We start from the raw sequence: 14,575 nt of genomic DNA, 5'->3' as shown, positions 1-14,575 counted from the left end.
TTGTCGTGTCGCCTGACAAAAATGCTGACCGCGCTCACCAAGCGGCGTGGAGCTTCGCTAATCAGGTCGAGATATCGCGCGGCTTCCGGCTCTTCTTCGAGGATGGCGATCAGGGCCGACGAGTCGACCACGATCATGCCTGGCCCCAGGCCTTGTCGAGGATTTCCTTGGGAGTACGCGTGTCGCGTAAAGGACGGGAAGCGACGCTGCGGGTGATCTCACGAACGCGGGCCAGATCAACGGTCCTCGACGCAGCCGGAGGCTCGTCGATTTCCACACCTGCGATGCGAGCCTGAGCTTCGATCGCTTCGCGGATCACCTCTTCGGCGGTCTTGCCGGTCTGCGCAGCGACCAGTCTCGCAAGGCGTTCGATCTCTGGGGATAACGTCGTCATGGATTGAATATAGGTGAATTCGCGAGAAAATTCAATGACCTTGACCGGGCGGGAGTTTGCCGGGGCTTCAGCGCTCCCCGGAAATCCACCCCGGCACGGCCCGCTTTTCTGGTGTCGGCCCGAACAGGATGCACGAGTGCCCGCTCGTTGCTGCCGCATTGAAGGTGAAGCCGACGCAGTTTTTGACGGGGCGGCACTTCTCGGCGCATTCGTTGATGTTGGCCACGGTCCATGACAGGCGGGTCGAACCGAGCGTGGTTCCGCCCATCAGCGTCTGATCGCAGGTCAGGCGGAAGCCGGTGACCTTCACCGGTCCGTTGGGGCAGCGGGTGACGCCATCATTCTCCGGGGTCGCGATCGGACGGGGGCTGGCTTGGGCGAGCGAGGTGCCGCCCGCCGCCAAAACAGGAGCTTCAGCCGCTGCGGGCGGTCCGGCGGAGCGGACGTCGCTGACCCGCCTGCCCGCCGTATATCCAGTGTTCTCATAGAGCGTCACCGGAGCTTTGAACCGTGAGCACGAGCGTGGGCCAACCGGGCGCTCATCCCGGAACCAGGCGAAGGCATCGCATCGGTCGGCCATGCATGAGAGGGCGCAGTCATAGACGGTCTCGGTCTGGACCATCCCGATGCTGGTCCCCGTGACGCTGGCATATTCGAGAAGGCGATAGCCCATCCCCGCCACCTGCCGCGCGTTCCATTCGCGGTCACGCTGGGCTCGGGCTTCGGCCCCTGCCGGTCCTTCCCGGTCGCGGCGTTTGGCCTCCTCCTCCCGTTCGCGGACTTCGCGATCGTGCGCCGCCTTTAGCGCGTCGATCGTCTGGGCGACGATGCGCCGTTCCGTCTCGGCGCGTTGCTCGTCTTCCGATTTGGGCGGAAGCGGTGGCGGGGTCGGCTTGTCTTCGGCCTTGGGGAGTGGCGGGGGTGATGGGGGCGGAACGGGTGCGGGGCCGGGTGGTTCAGGCGGAGCGGGTGCGCTCGCCGGGCTTCGCAGCGTGGGCTTATACGACCAGACGTACATGCCGAGCACGACCGTGAGGCCGGTGACTGCGAGGGCGGCGATGTTGCGTCCGGTGTGACCGCCACCCCGCTTCAGTGATGGGGTCCCGCCGGGAACGTTGCTGCCGGAGCCGCTGCCAGAACCGCCACTTCCCTTGCCACCCGGTTCCTTGTCTGCCCGGGGTGCGCTGCCGGAAACGACCGGCAAAGACGTTGTAGCGCCGGTCCTTTCCGAACTTTTCCGGTCGTCGGCGGGCTGTTGGCCGGGGATTCCTCCGGCGGATGGACCCGGCAACAGGGGCGGACTGGCAACATTCCGGGAGGGCCAGAAGCCCCTCCCCGCCTTGCCGCGCTTTCGCGCCCGGGTGATCCGGAGCGCCTCCGCGAGTTCGAGGCGCTGATCGTCCCAGGCGGGATTCTCACCGAACAGTTCCCGCTCCAGATCGACAATGCTGTCGGGCTGGTGCTTGTCCGCGATCCAATTGCGTAGGGTCTTCTCGGTGATGCCGATCAGTCGGCAGATCGCATCCGGTTCCCACTTGCGGCCCGCTTTGGCCGAGGGGTCCCCCTGCGGTCGGGTGCCGTAGACGAACAGGTGCCAATAGACAAGGTCGCCGAAGCTGTAATCGGCGCGATTGGGCGGCAACGTCTTTGAAATCCGGGGCACTTTTCCGAACTCTTCAGCCCTGTTTTCCGGTCCTGGCGTCTACTTTTCCCGGAACCGGACCTCCTAATCGGAGCCGTTCACAAGCAAGAGGGCGAACATGTCTTCATTCCCGAACGGCCACGGCAATCAGCGGCATCCGGACGTCGCAACATCCATAGGTCGACAGGACGGAGCCACGGGAGGCAAGCGGAACAGCCCGCATGGCACCGCCGACGAGTGTTTCGAGACGATGGTCCGTCACCATGCACGTCTCCGTCAAGCTGGTGGGGCAAACGCAACTCCTGCGGTGCCGCCCCCTGCCGATGGCGCGAGGACAAGGGACCGGGCCGACCCCGCCGAACCCGGCGACATCATCTACGGTGCACGGGCCATCGCGCTGTTCATCTTCGGCGACGACGGCGACCGGGCAAGGCGGCGGGTGTTCAATCTCTGGGCCCATTACCGGGACCGCAAGGAAGCGGCAGGGTTCCTGAAGCTGAACGGGGCTGTCTGCCTGTCGAAGAGCAAGTGGCAGGCCTTCCATGGGCTGCGCTAATGGGGACCATCCCGGATCGGCCTTTGACGAAAGCGCCTCGGCTTGGCCGCTGCCGCGCCGGGACGGACCGGGGCCGGGCTGGGAACGGCAATGCCGTCCGGCTTGCGTCCGCGCCTCTTCGCCCGCATCCGGGCAAGCGCTGCCCGCTTTCCGGCCCGGATCGCGACGCGCAGCGCTTCGAGAGCGGCGTCCCTCTCCGCCTGTAAGGCAGCCAGCGCCGCCGCCCTCTCCGCTGGAAGGGCGCAGAGGGCGACCGCCCCGATCCGCGATCCGTAGTGGAGAAGCAGCCGGGCGGTCTCGCCAGCCAGCTGCGCCTCGAAGGCGGCTGCGATGCGAGCGCATGCGGCGTCGATCCGGTCGTCCTGCGACCGATAACGTCGGAATTGGAGCTTTGCGGGTGACCCGGGTTCGGAGCGGCTCCTTGCTCCGAACCCGTGATCAGTCCCGGTCGCGTTGGCGTTGCCGCCGCTCCTGCCACCAGGCGAGTAGCCGCTCGGCCTCGGACTGCGCCTCTCCTGCCCTGATCTGCTCTTCCGTTCGCCGCGCCCGCTCGTCGTCCTTGCCGCCGACCTCGGCGGTTTTCCGGGCCGTATCTCGGGGATGCATGGGGGCATGTCCTCCACCAAAGAAGCCGTCGAACAGGCGCTCGCCGATCTCGGCGAGACCGCCCAGTGCACCGAGGCCCAACCCGCCGGAAGCGCTGGCACCGTCATGGACCTTGTGGGAATCGTTTGGCCCCTGATCGAACCCGTCGGAACGGTCGGGCGCGTCCCGGGTGGGCTCCCGCTCGCCTGCTGGCGAACAGGTCTCACGGCCAGCCAGCCGGAACAGGCTCTCCATATCCTCGCGGGGGATTTCGGGCCTGGTCCTTTCCGTGCGCGGATAGACAAGGTCGAGCAGGTGCGGCGATGCGAGACCCTCCTCCTGACGCAACCGGAGTTCGGCCCGCTCTTCCTTCTGATGCCGGAGGATTTCCTTATATTCCCGGTCGCGGCGTTCACGAAGTTCCTTGCACGCGACTTCCCGCCGCGCCTCGAGGTCGGCCTTCTGCCGGGCGACGAGGTCCACCTTCATTTCATCGAGGCTTTCGGGATCGAGACCCCGCCGCATGGAATCGTAGTAGGTCATCCATTCGTTCCGATAGTCCGTCCGCACTTCCCGGAAGACGGCGTTCCGCGCCGAACGAAAGACCTGCTTGCCCTCGGCGAAGAAGGCCTCGCGCTCCTTGCGCTGATGGGTCTTCAGAAGAGACCATTCCTTGGCCTTGCGCAGATCCGGGTCTCCCCGCTCGAAATATTCGGGAATCCGCGTCAACCGATCGGACTCATCCCTGTCGTGCTGCGCTTCGGCATCTTTCATGGCCTGCCAGGCATCGCGGGTGGGCGACGGCTCGCGCTCCTCATACGGCTTGAGGCGCTGCTCGCAATGGATGCGGAACCGGCTGCGCTCGTAGGACAGTGCCCAGTTGGAAGCGCGGACATGCTCGAAAGCGGTATCGATCGCGCGGCCATCCACCGGAGAGACGGTGTTGAGCATCACATGGACGTGGGCGTGTTGCCTGTCGCTGTGGGCGATCAGGATGGCTTGCCGGTCCTCCCAACCGAGATGGCGCACGAAGTCTTCCACGGCCTCGATCATCTCGTGCTTTTCCGGCTTGTCGTCCGGGTGCCAGTTCAGCGAGAAGTGCTTGACCGGGTTTTCCAGACGCCGTCCGCCTGCCGATACCCCGGCTTCCCGCTTCAGGTCCTGCGCGGCGCGGCACGTCCAGAGCATTTCGTCGACGGCCAGAGGGACTTCGTCATTGGCAAGGTTGAGCGTGTGGGTCCACGCCACACGCTCGCTGCTCTGCGCCCTTCCCGCGTCGTGCGTCAGATAGGCGGCCAGTCCCTTGAATGACTTCCCTGCCCTGTTGAACTTAACGATCACGGAGGCCGCTCCGGTTGATGAGCGTGCGGATTTCCTGAAGGAGCGGATCGAGGATCGGCGGAATGGGCTCGCCGAAGCTGTGCATCCGCCGTGCAATCTGATTGAGATTGTTGCCGAGCCTGGACAGCTGGACCTGAAAGAGGGGATCGAGATGGGGTGCGCTCGCGACGGCGATCTCACTGACGCGCCATTCGGCAAGCAGACGCGCCCGTCCGTAATCGCCCGGTCGCATCCCGTGCGCAGCGGCCCTCGCCCGGACCAGATCGAACTCACGCGCTGTGAGCTTGATGTTGATCTGGCGGTCTCTGAGTTCGTGTTGTCTCGGTCGTGCCATTGCTCGACTTCGCCGTTGAGCGCATGCGTCCTGGGTCCAGGGGCCACGCCCGGCCCCTGGCGAGTTGCGTTTCCGGTACCGGAAACGACATCTCGCTACCCTCTCCGCCTGATATACGCTTTGCCGGTCTCTCTGCCGATATCCAAAAGCTCGCAAAACAAGGCGCATCTCCATGGGGCGCAGCGTCTTGCTTTCCGTTACAGAACATTCCGAACGCGTTGACGCAGGCTCGTGGTTCTCTGTTCCTGAAGGGAGAGAGAGCCATGAGACATCTGACGTGGAAGATCGGACTGTTCGTGATCATCTGGTACACGCTGGCGATCGAGCTTCGCACGGGAGCGGACGCGGCGTTCCTGACAACGCTTGGCGTGCTCGTCGGCGGATGGATGGCGCTGCGGCTGGCGGGACAGGCGGCGCTGATGATGGGGCCACTGACCTTCGGGCTGCTGGTGCAGGTGGTGCTGTGGTTCGGGCTGTTGTGGTGGTTCGCGCCCGTGCTCTTTCACGAGCTGCCGCTGGTGTTCGAACTGCTGATCGTGGTCGCGCTCGCTTTGGCCGGGGCGCGGTGCCGGTTCCTCTATGAGGAGCAGAGGCGGCGCGGGCGGAAGTTCGTTCCTGCCGAGCATAGCGAGGCGGTGCTGGTGGTGGTGTTCGGCGGCCTGGCGGCCTGCATGGTCGCGCTGCGCCAGTGGGGCAGTTTGTGGCCGATTGTCGGCTACGTGCTGTTACCCGCGCTTCCCTTCGGTTTCGGGTGGCGGATGGCTCCGATTGCGGCACCGGACCGGTTCGATGCGAAGGTGGGTGATGCTTCCGCCTTCCGCGACGCCGGTCTGAGCGATGAGCGCTGAGGGGGATGAAGCCATGCCTCAGGACTTCGCCATTCCCTACGGTTACAACGCCGAGCGCGGGACTTTTTCCTGTTACACGGACAACCGGCATCTCTGCACATTCGGCCCGACCCGAAGCGGCAAGGGAGCAAGCATCATCGTACAGGCCCTGTTACAGGTGCCGCACAGCGTGGTGGTGATTGACCCGAAGGGGCAGAACGCAGCGGTGACGGCACGGCACCGCCGCGCGATGGGTCAGGACGTCTTTGTTCTGAACCCGTTCGGGCTGCACGGCGGGCCGCCGTGGAACCTGCCGCGCCACCGCTACAATCCCCTCTCCCATCTCGATATTCACAGCGGGAACGTGGTTGCCGAGGCGGCGGCGCTTTCGCAAGCGCTGATCCTGACGCAGGGGCGTGATCCGTACTTTGACGACACGGCGCGGGACCTTGTGACCACCCTGATCCTCTATCTGGTCTCGACGCTGGGGAAGCGGGCGACGCTGGGCCACATGCGAAAGATGGTGACCGACATTGCCGCAAGGGGGCCAAAGGCGGCGGGGCTGCTGGTGGCGATCGAAGCCAGCCCCTACCCGTTCATCAGCCAGCCGATAGGCAGGTTCAAGGATATCGACGCGCGGGATATTTCGAGCGCGGTGAACACGGCAGTGACGCAGACGGCTTTTCTGGACGACCCGGCGCTGTCCGATCCGGCCCGGAACGGGACCCTGACCGGAAGCGACTTCGATATTGCCCGGTTGAAGCAGAAGCCGACGACGGTCTACCTGATCTTGCCGGGCCGCTTCATGGAGGCCTATTCGCGCTTCCTGCGTCTGGTGATCACGTCCGCCATCGATCAGCTGACGGCGGAACCGGGCGGCCATCCGGTGCTCATGATCCTTGATGAGTTCGCCCGTCTTGAGCAGCTGCCAGCGGTGACCAATGCGTTCGGCTTTGCCGCCGGGTACAATCTCCAGCTCTGGCCATTCCTGCAAGATATCCCGCAATTGCAGGACGTCTACCGCAAGCGCTGGATGAGCATCCTTGCCAACAGCGGCCTGATCCAGTTCTTCACGCCTGCGGACGTGGACACGGCGGAGTATTTGCAGCGGCGTGGCGGCCTGACCACCGGGGAAAGCCGGAGCCGGACCTATTCGGGGAGCGTGATCCGGAACGAGCGCAGCGACACCCGGACCGAGGCGCGTGTTCCGCTGTTGCCGTTCGAGCGGATGATGAGCCTGCCGCCGGAGGAATCCGTGGTCTTCTTTGCCGGCAAGCACGATCCGTTGCTCGCTGGTCGTGCTCCTTACTGGACGATCCCTCGCCTTGCCGGACTGTTCGATGTTGACCCGTTCCATATGGCCGGATCGGGCGGTTCGCGGCGCGAAGCACCGGCCGCTGGGGCGACCGGTGCCGGGCGGCGTTAGTCGAGGGTCGTCTTCTTCTTGAAGCGGCTCCAGACGAGCGTTGCGCCCTTGCCGCTGTCGGTGGCGAAGAGCGCGGCATTGAGCGGCTCGGACAGCGCGGGGTCGTCGATCTGGACGGACAGGAACGCTTTTCCGGCTTCGCTCGTGCGGCTCCATGCGGCACCGAATTCGACGGTGCCATTGGGCGTCTTCGTGACGACCCGATAGTCGGGTTCCTTGGCCGCGCCGGTCTTCTCGGCGGGGCGGAGTTGCACGTCGGTGCGCTGGAAGGTCAGCGTGGTGATGTCGCCCGCGTAGATGTCTGCCTTCTTGTCGTAGCTGAAATTGCCAATGATCATGGGTCTCTCCTGTTCAATGTATGAGCCGCCACAACGGCGATCTCGTTGCCCTCGTTCTGCGACCGACCGCAGACGCCGAACGGCAAGAAAAAAATTTCAACAAAACTATATATAGACGTTTTTTCTTGCGTTCCCGGAGGGTGCGCCTTCAGGCGCACGGCGTCGGTCGGGCGCACGATGGGCAACGATGATAAGATCGCCTTGTGGCGCGGTCTGAACAGGAGAGACCCTTTGGCAATTTCTACGACAAGAAGGCAGGCCGCGATTCCGGCGGCATCACCACGCTGACCTTCCCGCCGCGACAGGTTCCGCCCTGCAGACCGGCGCGGCCAGAAGCCGGAGGTCCGTCACACGCCCAATGGCATCGTCGGGTGCTGCGCTGCCGTTCCCGCGAAGCCGGAAATGCGTTCCTGCTTACCGACGATTGCCCGCGCTGTCCGGAGCCGCTGCCGCGCTCTTCATCGCGATCGGTTTCCGGGCGCAACGTTCGTCTGGGGCCGCTTCAAGAAGTCAGCGGCTCGGCCCGCCCAGCCCGGTTGCCCCGGCGGTCGGTGCTGCGCATCAAACGGATCCGCGCCAACTGCCCTGAGCCTAACGTCAAAGATCAGGCTCACTGTTCCGCCAGACGGCTCGGCCGATATGGACGGTTCAAAGACTATGACCGGCGTCGATCGCAAGATGAGCCAAGCGGGGCACGTGATTTCTCGTACGCCGTATAATGCTCGTATCGAACGGCTGCATTGGCCAGCTCCTCACTGTGCATCCGCTTCGGTTACTGGCTCCGCATCCTTCTGAAGCCGCTGAAAGTAATAATAAAACATCTCGACAATTTTCGGATTTGTCGTACTGAAGATTTCTGCTCTCGGCTGATTTTTCAGCAAGCCGAAGCCAAACCACACTTCCTTCCGGCGCCGTTCCCGGCTATCGCCCCGGGCGTGCTCCGGGAATTCTAGCACGATAAAATTGATGATCGGAATTTCATCCTTAAGCTTCCAGCATTCGTATTTTGCGCCCTTTGGTATGCGTTTTAATATTTTTTTAGCGGCGCTCAATAGCGTTCTCAGAAAGAATGTCCTCCCATGTTACTCCGGCTATTATTGCTCTCGCAATCGCGTCCGCGATCTGATCCCCTTGGTTGATGATGTAGTTGTTGATTCTACTGTCGCTCACAGTATCAATTACACATGTATTCCAAACGCTTTTTGCCTCCATGAGAACTTTGTTCAACTTATTCATGCACTCGTCGATCTCGCCTTGCGGGTGTAGATGATCGGCCATAACGTCTTTCACTGCCGACACAAGGTCTTTGAGTTCCGGTTTTTCTGATTTTTGACGATCCATGCTTTCGCGAAAGGATTCCAACGAGCTTTTGGTTTCGTTATGCATAGCCCTTACCGTCGCAATAAAAGTTAATATTAAAGCGATAATTCCAATGATTAGAACCCCCGGCTCAAGATCAATGCGAATAAGCGACGTAACTTTGTCTTTTGATATATCCCATACAAACATTAACACGCCAGTCAATATAAGCCCAATTGCAGCAACAATTTCACCCGTGGTAGGCTTCCACCATTTCATCACGACACCACTCAATTTAGGAGCCACAATGAGCGACAAGAATATTGCTACGCGTGATCGGGCACTAACGTGCATTTCCCTTCAAGGAATTGTCGGCTTCTCAATGTTGGGCATAGGCTTTCTCTGGGGCTACACAAAAGCCTCTCAGGCCGTCTGCGTCGACAGGCCGCTAAACGTTGCCTCCCGGCCAGCGAAGGCCAACGCGTCTATTGCAGCAAGTTCAGTTACAGGCTCGGTGAAGGTAACTATCGCCCCGAACGGACCGTAATCTGGAATGGTAAAAATAAACCGGCTGCCGCGCAATAGGCTGCAACTTGAAATTTCAAGTGCTCACGCGAATTTGAAGAAGAGTACCATCGCGCTGAAGGCTTCACGATCTGGCTTTTTCGCGATCCCGCTTTTGGTATTGCGGCTTGATGGCGAGGAGCCTGCCCTTCATCTCCCGGCGGACATGCTCGGCGATCACTTCTGCAACGAAACTGTCGGGAGTGTAGCCCGGTTGCAGTTTAGCGGTGAGGCCGATGAAACACCGGTAGCCGGTTTCCGACAAGAACGGCTTGTCGGGATCGACGACGAAGGCCTCGAACCCCGGCCAGACGAAGGCGCATGAGCCGATGCCGAACAAGCCATCGATCCGGATCAAGACGCGCATGCCGCCGACGGTGATCCCGAATTTCCCGCTCTGTCCCCAGAGTGGCACGGTGCCATCCGGAGACCGGGTTTCCCGGTCGAGCACGCATCCCGGCGCGTCGTCGTCGGCAATGATGCCGGGCTCGTAGCCATTGAGCTTCTCGGCAAGGCGGTGGGCCTCGCGGTGAAGGCCGAGCACGGCCTCGGCATCGCCCGCCAGCATGGCGGCGTGATGCCGGTCGATGAGGGACCGGTAGAACGGCAAGGCCTCGTCCATGGTCCCCGGCAGGTCCGCGCTTTTCCGCGCGGCCTGCCGGTTGGCGTTCACCTGATCGGCGTTCGACAACAACGCATCGAAGCCGAGTTGCGCGGGTGCGGTGCGGCGGGCGCTCATGCGGCCACCTCCTCCTGCCGGGGCTGTTGCAGCCCGTGCAGGAAGTCAGCGGCGCGTTGCGCGTGCGAGGCGGCGGTGAAGATCGCCCGCTTGTCGCGCTTGAGGACCGTCAGCCAGCCATCGATATAGGCGGCGTGGTCGTCGCGGACCTCCGGGGCGAGGTCGAGGTCCGCCGAGAGGAACGCGGAGCCGAGTTCGGCGACAAGCTCCTCCATGGCGTAGCCTTCATCGCCCCAGCGCTTGCGCCCGAATTCCCGGTCGAGGCGCGAGGGGTGCCGGGTCCAATGGACGGTTTCGTGGGCGCGGGTCGCGTAGTAGGCTTCGGCATCGCAGAAGGCTTCGAAGGGCGGCAGGTCGATGCGGTCCTGAGAGATGACGTAACAGGCGCGGTTGCCGCCGTGGTGAACGTCGGCCCCGACTGCGGCAAAGAACGCCTCGGCGCGTTCGATGCGCCGCAAAGGCTCGGCGCGGGGCGGCGGAGCCGCATAGAAATGCTGCGGGAGTCCGTCGATCTGCTCGACATTGAAGACCGTGTAGCCCTTCATGAAGGGGATTTCGGTTTCGATCTCCTCGCCGGTCGCGCTGTCGGTCTCGGTGCGCCGGATGCGGTCGGCGTAAACGACGAGGTTCCCCTTCTCGCCCTTGCGGACATGAGCGCCGAGGTCGATGGCCTGTTTGAAGGTCATCCAGAACGGAGCGGCGTAGTCGTGTTCGATGGCGGCGGTCCAGAGCATCAGGACGTTGATGCCCTGATAAGGGATGCCGTTCGCCCGCAGGGGCCGCGTGATGCGCCCTGCGGCATGTTCCACGCTCCACGGCTTCAGCCACGGGCGTACGCCCTTCTCAAGGTCGGCGACGATGCGGGCGGTTACGGTCTCGTAAACGTCTTGACGCATGGCTGCCTCCGTCACGCGATGATGCGTTCGGCGCGGCGGGCCTCGTCGGCGTAGGCCGAGAGGGTCTTGTCCGCTGTGAAATACAGATCGCGCTCGATGCGCAGCCCACCGGGGCCGGTGACGCTCTCAATCTCTGAGAGGCTGACGTTGCCGAGTTCGGGGAAGCCGAGGCCGAGGTCGCAGAGTCCGAAGGCGATATCGGGATTTTCGGGATCGAGTTCGGTCAGAAGCCAGGTCGCGCCGCCCCATGGGCAGAAGAGTTTGACGACGGGGAAGAAGTCGCGCGGGTCTTCGGGGTGCTCGGCGCTGAACCGGCCATTGGCCAGCATCAGATCACGTTGTTCAGAAGTGAGAAGTTGCATGTTCGCCTCCTTGGGTCATGGGTTGCAGCTGCTGCTGCAACCCTGCCCGTCGGCGAGACCGGGGGTAGCAAGTGCAAGGAGGCTCCGGACGCGGCCCGCCGAGGGTCCGCACGAGGGGCCCCGCTTGCGGGGAGACGTGCGGAGGCGGCGGGACGTGTCTGGATGCCTTGCACGCGCGGGGGGCGGAGCCCCCTAGTTCAATTCGTGAAGAGAACCGGGCGTATCACGCCCGTCTACGAACAGAACTGATCTTCGGAGGGTCGCATGCCCGATGGATCAAAACAGAGATCAACACCGCGAAAGCGCCGTTCGGCGAAACCTTGTCCCGATCACGAGTTCTACGTCATTGAGATCACGGGCTGGGACTGGTCCTTCATGTTCGGCACAAACAATGTGAGGTTTCTTCCCGGCCCCTACTCCGACTCTCGACACATCGAGATCGAAGGCAGGCTCGTTTGCCCGTCCCGGCTCAAAGTCTCATCGGTGCATGCGGTCTGATGCCTGAACCAAGGCTGCTTCCGGAGAACCGCGAGAAGGATCACCCCGTCGCCGTCGGCTGGATTTCCTGCCACCGAGGCCGCTTCGAGCTACTCCAGCCCATCCCTCTCGATGCGACCACGTCGATCCTTCAAATGCTGATCGCGGACCGGTTCCACTTCATCACGTTGAGCGCAACCAGGTTGAAGCACGGAAAGGCGAACGTGCAGACGTTCCACCTCGTCACCCACATCGACGCGGACGATCTTCCCCTCGAAAGCTGAAATCCAAATGCAAAATGGGCATATGGGCGGGAGCGAAGCGGAGCCCATTCGCCAGCCCCGAGACCGGTTAAAAAGGCAGCCGCAGGAGCGTCAGCATAGCGCCGCCTGCCGCGACGAGCGGCGGACGGGACGCGGGACCGACTGCCTCCGGCGAGGGGTGCCCAATATCTTGCGCAAGGGATCGAAGCCCGAAGGGCGGAGACGCCTCCGGCGGCTCCGTTCACGAGAGCCCGGTCCCCGTCGCGTAGCGACGCGGGATGCGCCAACCACCTGATGAAATACTTCTCCACAATTGTCATCACACGCATGTAGGCATTCGATGCTATTGCGTTTGAGCAATACAAGGTTCATGTTTTCTGGAAACATGGAGGCAAGACATGTTCTCAGGCGGGCTAATTAAAGAACTGAATCGGGACTTACCTATACTATTCGTCAATATTGGATGGGGAGTGCGCTATGACGGAACGGAGATTATAAGCGGGCAACATCGGTACCTGAAACAGAATCCCGGAACAACAGTGAGTGAATCGAGCGCGTTTGTTCCAGGTCGCGATGGATACTTTCAGTGCGGGCTGGGGCACGGAAATGTTCCGTTTAGCTTGATACACGCTGTATTCGTCGCAAGAGACCCATCGAACAATCTGTTGCGTATCGTCGGAATTTATGCGTCAGCCTCAATCTCAAGCGAGAGTGGAACATGGGCACTTGCGCGGACACGTTTCACAGCAAGGATTCCGGTCGGTAAACGCCCGGCGGTTCGAAATTGGCCCGGAGCGCAGGGAATGCGGCGCTGGGCTAAAGCAAATGGAAAAACAGAACACAAGGCGCTAAAAGATATTTATGATGACCTGCTGCAAAGCCTGTCAAGCGGAGATCACCTGCCCGATACGGAGATTGCCGCTGCGGAAGACCAGTATGGCCATGAAGCCGAAGTAAAGTTGCTTCTGGTGCGTCACCGAAAACGGGAAGCAGTGCTCCGAAGCAAAAAGATTGCGTCCGCTTTGGACACGAATAATGGAAGGCTCATTTGTGAGGTTCCTCATTGTGGGTTTGAATTTCGTGCCACGTACGGCGAGTTAGGTGTTGGCTTTGCTGAAGTGCACCATTTAAAGCCCCTAAGCGAAGCTCCAGCGAATGGAAGATCGGTACGGCTTTCTGAACTGGCCGTCGTTTGCGCAAATTGTCATAGAATGATACATCGCAATGGTCAGAACAGGCCATTACAGGGGCTGATCCCTCAACCGACCCACACAGGTCAAATTAGGCCAATCAAAGCGAAGACGAGGTGATTGCCGTACATATATATATACATCATGCTCTTCGATGGTGTGGAAGAGTAGAGTGGGCTGACCCCAACGATGGATGCCGAATATCTTGCGCAAGGGATCGAAGCCCCCTGCCTCCGCAGAGGCAGGCTCCGGGCGGAGACCCGGCACAGCCGAAGGCAACGATGGGGGCCCCGTTCAGGAAAGCCCGGTCCGGCGGGGCTGGATGCACGAGAATGCTACCGCACCGCCAGAGAGATGGCGCTGTGTGCTGACGGGGCAGGTCGTTGACCGTTCGGCGATGCACGGGCAATACTCGATGAGCGAGCAAACATGAAACTCTACTTTCCCGACACAAATTTTTTCTTCGAATGCCGAAAGGCCGCAGACCTTCCTTGGCATGAGCTTGAAGGAGTTGTCTCTTCAGCCGCCTCGGAGGTTCGCCTTATCGTCCCGTCCGCAGTCATCACGGAAATCGACAGGCACAAACAAAAGGGCAACAGCCGAACCGCGAGGCGTGCCCGGGAAGCTTCAGCCCTGTTGCGGCAGGCGGTGCAATCGGCAGATCATACCGTAGAAGTTCGCTCTGCCGTTCCACGCGTGACTCTTAGCCTTCCCCCAGTTCTTAGGATTGATCCGGCCGCTCACCCCAACCTTGATCACTCCCGAGCCGATCATCGGATCATTTTGGAGTATTTGCAGCTAGTAACAATTGAACCCAATCTGCGCATTCTGACAGATGACACGCTTCTTATTCTCGCCGCGCGGTCTGTTGGCCTCGACCCTCTCCTGATCCCGGAAGGCTGGAAGCTTGGAGCGGAAAAAGATGAGCGCGATGACGAGCTCGATCAATTGAAAGCCGAACTGAATACGTTCAAACAGAATGCGCCGGTATTGGCCTTCACGATCCTCGATTCGGAAGGCACGGACACGACATCGATTAACGTGCCCGTGCCCTTGTTCGAACTTTCGGACGAGGAGATCGAGACTGCTGCGGCCGCAGTAGCAACCGCTTTCCCAATGGCAACAAATTTCCGCGAAAAGCCAAGCGCCGCGGACCAATTATTCGGCTCATACGATCCAGTTCTGGGGTCATACAATCCGATGCGCCATTGGCGTCCGCCTCGTCAGGAGGAAATTGAACACTACAAAAAAGAGGCGTACCCGAATTGGCGACAGGAGTTGCTACGCGAACTCCCACGGCTTGCGCGTCGTATCACGGATGCGGCGTAAGCGGTCTTCTTTC

The 14,575-nt window shown here is 61.6% G+C and carries 16 protein-coding genes; 6 read left to right on the top strand and 10 right to left on the bottom strand.

Annotation, left to right across the window (positions count from 1 at the left end):
- Window positions 1-133: 133 nt before the first annotated feature.
- Both ABTU92_RS28470 and ABTU92_RS28465 read right to left on the bottom strand, forming a co-directional pair.
- The gene (locus tag ABTU92_RS28470) at window positions 134-394 is read right to left on the bottom strand and encodes a hypothetical protein (protein WP_408094945.1); all 261 of its coding nucleotides are present in this window, start codon (window positions 392-394) and stop codon (window positions 134-136) included.
- A gap of 67 nt (window positions 395-461) precedes the next feature.
- Entirely contained in the window at window positions 462-2,036 is a 1,575-nt protein-coding gene (locus tag ABTU92_RS28465; protein WP_408094944.1) for a PAN domain-containing protein, read from the bottom strand.
- 118 nt (window positions 2,037-2,154) lie between these two features.
- On the opposite strand from ABTU92_RS28465, the gene ABTU92_RS28460 reads away from it, so the two are divergent.
- Window positions 2,155-2,592, top strand: coding sequence for a hypothetical protein (locus tag ABTU92_RS28460; protein ID WP_408094943.1), 438 nt, complete (start codon window positions 2,155-2,157; stop codon window positions 2,590-2,592).
- A 438-nt stretch (window positions 2,593-3,030) separates the two neighbouring features.
- On the opposite strand, the gene ABTU92_RS28455 is transcribed toward ABTU92_RS28460, so the two are convergent.
- Window positions 3,031-4,518: a relaxase/mobilization nuclease domain-containing protein gene (locus tag ABTU92_RS28455; RefSeq protein ID WP_408094942.1), complete on the bottom strand. Its 1,488-nt coding sequence runs from the start codon at window positions 4,516-4,518 to the stop codon at window positions 3,031-3,033.
- On the bottom strand, window positions 4,508-4,852 hold the full coding sequence (locus tag ABTU92_RS28450; RefSeq protein ID WP_408094941.1) for a plasmid mobilization protein: 345 nt from the start codon (window positions 4,850-4,852) through the stop codon (window positions 4,508-4,510). Before ABTU92_RS28450 ends, ABTU92_RS28455 begins: the two co-directional genes overlap by 11 nt.
- Window positions 4,853-5,115: 263 nt before the next feature.
- On the opposite strand from ABTU92_RS28450, the gene ABTU92_RS28445 reads away from it, so the two are divergent.
- Together ABTU92_RS28445 and ABTU92_RS28440 are read left to right on the top strand one after the other, a co-directional pair.
- Window positions 5,116-5,700: a hypothetical protein gene (locus ABTU92_RS28445; RefSeq protein WP_408094940.1), complete on the top strand. Its 585-nt coding sequence runs from the start codon at window positions 5,116-5,118 to the stop codon at window positions 5,698-5,700.
- 13 nt (window positions 5,701-5,713) lie between these two features.
- The gene (locus ABTU92_RS28440) at window positions 5,714-7,105 is read left to right on the top strand and encodes a type IV secretory system conjugative DNA transfer family protein (RefSeq protein ID WP_408094939.1); all 1,392 of its coding nucleotides are present in this window, start codon (window positions 5,714-5,716) and stop codon (window positions 7,103-7,105) included.
- Here the strand turns inward: ABTU92_RS28440 and ABTU92_RS28435 are convergent.
- The 6 genes from ABTU92_RS28435 to ABTU92_RS28410 all read right to left on the bottom strand — a co-directional run bounded on the left by ABTU92_RS28435 (window position 7,102) and on the right by ABTU92_RS28410 (window position 11,303).
- The gene (locus ABTU92_RS28435; RefSeq protein WP_408094938.1) at window positions 7,102-7,443 is read right to left on the bottom strand and encodes a DUF736 domain-containing protein; all 342 of its coding nucleotides are present in this window, start codon (window positions 7,441-7,443) and stop codon (window positions 7,102-7,104) included. The two genes, ABTU92_RS28440 and ABTU92_RS28435, sit on opposite strands and share 4 nt — an antisense overlap.
- 752 nt (window positions 7,444-8,195) lie before the next feature.
- Window positions 8,196-8,495 (bottom strand): hypothetical protein, encoded by a 300-nt coding sequence (locus tag ABTU92_RS28430; RefSeq protein WP_408094937.1) that lies wholly within the window; start codon window positions 8,493-8,495, stop codon window positions 8,196-8,198.
- A complete protein-coding gene (locus tag ABTU92_RS28425) occupies window positions 8,482-9,060 on the bottom strand; it encodes a hypothetical protein (RefSeq protein ID WP_408094936.1) in 579 nt (192 codons plus the stop codon). Before ABTU92_RS28425 ends, ABTU92_RS28430 begins: the two co-directional genes overlap by 14 nt.
- 331 nt (window positions 9,061-9,391) lie before the next feature.
- Entirely contained in the window at window positions 9,392-10,045 is a 654-nt protein-coding gene (locus tag ABTU92_RS28420) for a hypothetical protein (protein ID WP_408094935.1), read from the bottom strand.
- Window positions 10,042-10,941: an ArdC family protein gene (locus ABTU92_RS28415; protein WP_408094934.1), complete on the bottom strand. Its 900-nt coding sequence runs from the start codon at window positions 10,939-10,941 to the stop codon at window positions 10,042-10,044. Before ABTU92_RS28415 ends, ABTU92_RS28420 begins: the two co-directional genes overlap by 4 nt.
- An 11-nt stretch (window positions 10,942-10,952) precedes the next feature.
- Window positions 10,953-11,303 carry a DUF2958 domain-containing protein gene (locus ABTU92_RS28410; RefSeq protein WP_408094933.1) on the bottom strand — a complete coding sequence of 117 codons (351 nt, stop codon included), beginning with the start codon at window positions 11,301-11,303 and terminating at the stop codon, window positions 10,953-10,955.
- A 497-nt stretch (window positions 11,304-11,800) separates the two neighbouring features.
- On the opposite strand from ABTU92_RS28410, the gene ABTU92_RS28405 reads away from it, so the two are divergent.
- From ABTU92_RS28405 to ABTU92_RS28395, 3 genes are all read left to right on the top strand, one after another.
- Entirely contained in the window at window positions 11,801-12,064 is a 264-nt protein-coding gene (locus ABTU92_RS28405) for a hypothetical protein (RefSeq protein WP_408094932.1), read from the top strand.
- Between the two features lie 782 nt (window positions 12,065-12,846).
- Window positions 12,847-13,353, top strand: coding sequence for an HNH endonuclease (locus ABTU92_RS28400; protein ID WP_408094931.1), 507 nt, complete (start codon window positions 12,847-12,849; stop codon window positions 13,351-13,353).
- A gap of 309 nt (window positions 13,354-13,662) precedes the next feature.
- Window positions 13,663-14,562, top strand: coding sequence for a PIN domain-containing protein (locus ABTU92_RS28395; protein WP_408094930.1), 900 nt, complete (start codon window positions 13,663-13,665; stop codon window positions 14,560-14,562).
- Window positions 14,563-14,575: the final 13 nt, after the last annotated feature.

The sequence above is a fragment of the Rhodoplanes sp. SY1 genome, assembly GCF_046000175.1.
Lineage (GTDB): Bacteria > Pseudomonadota > Alphaproteobacteria > Rhizobiales > Xanthobacteraceae > Rhodoplanes.
The sequence above is the reverse complement of the archived record's forward strand: the minus strand, read 5'-3'. Positions and strand labels throughout refer to the sequence as shown.